Origin of the sequence: Acidiphilium sp., assembly GCF_049977125.1 — a bacterium.
GTDB lineage: Bacteria > Pseudomonadota > Alphaproteobacteria > Acetobacterales > Acetobacteraceae > Acidiphilium.
The window spans coordinates 1-3,851 of record NZ_JBMFGY010000216.1 but is presented as its reverse complement, the minus strand read 5'-3'; the positions used below and the strand labels follow the sequence as shown (position 1 = coordinate 3,851).

4 protein-coding genes and 1 pseudogene are annotated in these 3,851 nt (G+C 58.2%); all 5 read right to left on the bottom strand.

All coding sequences use genetic code 11. The features are described 5' to 3' along the window. Nucleotides 1–46 precede the first annotated feature (46 nt). The gene (locus tag ACP5E6_RS16940; protein WP_427956149.1) at nt 47–727 is read right to left on the bottom strand and encodes a GAD-like domain-containing protein; all 681 of its coding nucleotides are present in this window, start codon (nt 725–727) and stop codon (nt 47–49) included. Nucleotides 728–735: 8 nt separating this feature from the next. Further along, nucleotides 736–1,371 carry a polymorphic toxin type 15 domain-containing protein gene (locus ACP5E6_RS16935; RefSeq protein WP_427956146.1) on the bottom strand — a complete coding sequence of 212 codons (636 nt, stop codon included), beginning with the start codon at nt 1,369–1,371 and terminating at the stop codon, nt 736–738. 48 nt (nt 1,372–1,419) lie between these two features. Continuing rightward, on the bottom strand, nt 1,420–2,301 hold the full coding sequence (locus ACP5E6_RS16930) for a DUF4123 domain-containing protein (protein WP_427956143.1): 882 nt from the start codon (nt 2,299–2,301) through the stop codon (nt 1,420–1,422). A 16-nt stretch (nt 2,302–2,317) separates the two neighbouring features. Continuing rightward, nucleotides 2,318–2,668, bottom strand: a complete 351-nt coding sequence (locus ACP5E6_RS16925) for a PAAR domain-containing protein (protein ID WP_427956140.1) — start codon at nt 2,666–2,668, stop codon at nt 2,318–2,320. A gap of 641 nt (nt 2,669–3,309) precedes the next feature. After that, nucleotides 3,310–3,851, bottom strand: a pseudogene (locus ACP5E6_RS16920) (hypothetical protein); the annotation flags it as partial.

The window sequence follows — 3,851 nt, the reverse complement described above, 5'->3', positions numbered from 1 at the left end:
ATACAAACTGCTACCTTCGATTATGTAAAAATTCAGCTCGTTTCCATTAACTATTGCCAATAGGGCGGACGACGATCTCCTGTGCGCCGGGCGCAGGCCGAACGAACAAACGGCAACGCCCAAGGTCGGCTAGAAACGAGAAATGCACCAGCGCGTCCATTCGTTGAAGATGGTCGAGCCGCGCAGGTCCTCCCAAAGGTAATGCCGGCACAAAACCGTAGCATTCACCTAAGGAAAGTTCGCCAAGGCGCTTGCGCGCTCTCGAAAAAAGAGGTTCGGCCTCAGGCGTGTCTTCAAAGAAATTGAAAGAATTATCGAACTCCAGACGATTTAGCGGTATAGCAACGGGATAGCTCTTACCTGGCTTGTCTTCGTTGAACTTTGGCACGCGCACGGCCAAAAGAGGAAGGTTGATCGATAGACGCTGATGCTGCTCGTTCCATGCCAGTAACTCACCAAAGGCAGAAAACCCCACGATGTGGGTCTCATTTGGCGTCAGCTGTGCGTCGCCAGTGAAGATACGGTCAACTACCGGGTTGAAATGTTGAGGCAGGCAGAACTGAAACTTGCCCTGCTTCCACATCCCGATCCCGTAGCGTCGCCAGAAAGCCAACAGGTCCTCTGGCAGACGCCCCTCGAGCTCGGCTAGATGCTCTGGCTTCGGATGCATCGCCTGCTCAGGCGGACCGTTGTCTTCAAGAAGTTGTGCAAACCAGTCGGTGTCCATTTCCAATCCTATTCGCATTCGTCCAGGGTAACATCCATTTTCTGCTTGCCCTCCGCCTTGGCCTTTTCGGCCTCCTCTCGCAATTGCTGTGCTCTGGTCAATTGACTGCCAGGTCCCTTCTTCGCCCATTGAGACCCTATAGAGGAATTTTCCGAGGCACCGCCGATGCCGGTAGGCTTGGGACCCCCACCCGCGACCAGATCAGGGTTGTGCAAAGCCGCTGTGCCTCGCAACGCCTCATCCGCCTGCTGTTTGGCGAGCGCCTTGTCGCCGGTTTCCTCAAGCACTCGATCGAATTCGTTGTTCCAACTCTCCACACGGAACGCCTTACGCATGGCTGCCTCGCCCGGGTAGCCGCCCCGCCCTTCCGTCGCATATTTATCAATGCCGTCGATCACGTCCTTCGGCGACATCTTGTTGATACCGTCTTGCTGCGCCTTCAACTGGCGCCGGAACTCTGCTTGTTTTTTAGGATCTGACCGGTCCGGCGGTTCGAAGCAGTCAGGACCAATATTATCAGGAATAGGACACGATTGAAGCGGAGTTGGAGGGGCACTCTGCCCAGCTTCATCCGCATTGGAAGCATGCTTGAGCATCTTTTTCGTTGCATCGATGCCGAGTTTAGCCACGACGTACGCGGCCATCCCATACAGCAACGGTTCCAGAGGGAGTAGAACAACGGGACCCACAGCTCAGTCCCACACGGTCCGGGCCGTGATTGCCCGAAAGATCGTCTCGATCCGCTCATCACCTACACCCTTGATATCAGGGCTTTCCAGAACCGATCTGAACACCGGTTGCTCGTCGAAATCCTGTCCCAGGAACACGCCGAGCAGCATCCATTTCATCAGCCCGCGTTCGCTGATCACACCATAGGGCGCCGCGCGACCGCGCATGTGGCCGACCCAGGCCAGCAACCGGGGCGGTTCGATCGACCGGGTCTTTTCCGGTAACGCCTTTTGCAGAAACGTGGCGATCCGCTGATCCATCGTCCGCTGCTCGCGACGCGTCATAGCGTCCATGACCGTCGGGCGAATCGGGAACAGGCCGGGCGGCAGGGCGATCGTCGAGCCGGGGGGTGGTGCCTGATACGCGACGAGGTCGCCCGCCGGATTCTCGGTCCAGATCGTAGCGATCGGCCCGAACAGCGACCGGCATTCCTCGGGATCGAGCGCCGGCAACAAGTCATGCAGCACCCGGCTATCATACCAGCGGAACAGCACGATGCGGCCGTCCGGCAATTGCGCGTCCGGAAAGCGTCGGCAATGAAAACGTAGCGTCTCGAACGGGACCTCCGTGCGCAGCGGCAGCATCCAGCCCTTTCCGGCACCCTCGATCATCAGGATGCGGGTCAGCGTCGCATCGCGGTCGAGCCGCACAAGATAGGGAGCGGTGTCGCCTGCTCGGAGAAACAGGTCACCCTGCCATAGGCACTGGCAGGTTTCGACCGTACCGAGTGCGGACAGATAGTCCGGGATCTTCGGATCGCGGGCCGCATCAACCACGGCGAACATCACGCCCGACGGCGTATCTCCGCTTGGCCAGAACAGTTCCCGCTGCTCGGTGAAATTCATACGGGTACTCGCCCGGTCATTTCGTGCAGTGCTCGCAGAAAGCCTTGCCCGAGCCATTCGCCGCATTCGTCAGAGCAGTGCCCTGTGTCGATGATGTTGCGGCTCCGGCTGCTCCAATCAGCACGGTTCCGCACCCGCCAGCGATCACGCCGCCATGCGCGGTCTGATCCCCCATGCGCGCAGCCATCAGGCCGTTGATCAGCACAGTCGGCGAACCCATCACGATCGTGTCGGGCGGTCCAACACAGGTCAGCTTGTCGGTTACCCGCGCCGCGGGCAGGCCCCCGATGAACACATTCGGCGAGCCGGAAATGATCGGGCCACCGACGTGCGGCACCGGCCCATCACTATCCGGGCAAGTGTGCATGTCCGTTATCCGCGCCGCTGGCTTTTCTCCGGCCATGAGACGACGCTAACCGATTGCCCGTCCTCTGCAAAGTCGGTCGCTCAAACTTTCATACTCCCATGCGATGAGGGGGCTGAGTAGCAGCGGAACAGAAAACCTACATAGGCCCGTTTTGGCCAAGGGGTTAGCCGTTGATAGATCGTTGGACGGGTTTATGAAAGTTTTCTGAACGATTTAAATGAGTTTCGAGGTGCCCCGGCATCATCCTAATAAATCCACGTTTGTTGAGAAATCAAATTGATAGGCGCTTGTGTAGGTTTTCTGTACCGCTGCTACTCACACCCCTTTACCGAGTGCTGGAAGGCGGATGATCGCCGCTGCTCAGTGCTCCACGGAACGGTGAAGGAATTCGCGCGCGGTCCTATATATCAAGGATTGATCCGTGGCGATGTACGTTGCAGTTTATCCAAGATCTCTGGATAAGTTCATCCGCGCACGTATGGGCGCGACGTGCTGGTTTGATGGGGTGATCGAGTCGAGATGGGTTCATCCGTGCACGTATGGGCGCGACCCTGGATCGTAACGTACTGATTTACCGTCCAAAGAGCGATGCGCCGATGTTTGGTATAGATTGTCTGGCCGATCCACGAAAGTGTTTGGTATCACTGGGCTGTCGGCCCATTCGGAGCGGAGCGTCGGCCAGCCAGTTCGGCTTGGACGCCGACGGCAAGATGTTGCAGCGTTTCCGGAAATTTGTCCAAGGCGGGAATGAACCGGCTTTCGATGTCGGTTCCGAGTCTTTCCTGCCTGTCGAGTGTTTCGCGGAATGCTGACACCTGATCTCTGAAGGCTTCAAGGCAGAGATCGCTTCGGCGGCGCGCCATGTTGTTCTGGCTGATGCGCCTGCCGTTCTGTTCCGCCATCTCGAAATGATGGCGCAGCCGGAACAGCGTGGTCGTTTGCCGGACGTCGCTGTCCTCCCGATCCGCCTGCTCCACATCGCTCGCATTCGCTTTCGCGGGGTGATCGGCCATATCGACGGCAATTCGGCTCCAGAGATCTTCGATCGTGATTGGCTTGTTGTCGCCCAGGGCCCGCCCGAGCTTGATCGATTCCATCACCGCCGCTTCGGAGATCATCGTAAAGGACTGCCGGACGTGCCGGCTTTCGGCGGTGTACCCTTTGAAGGAGGTGATGCCGCTGC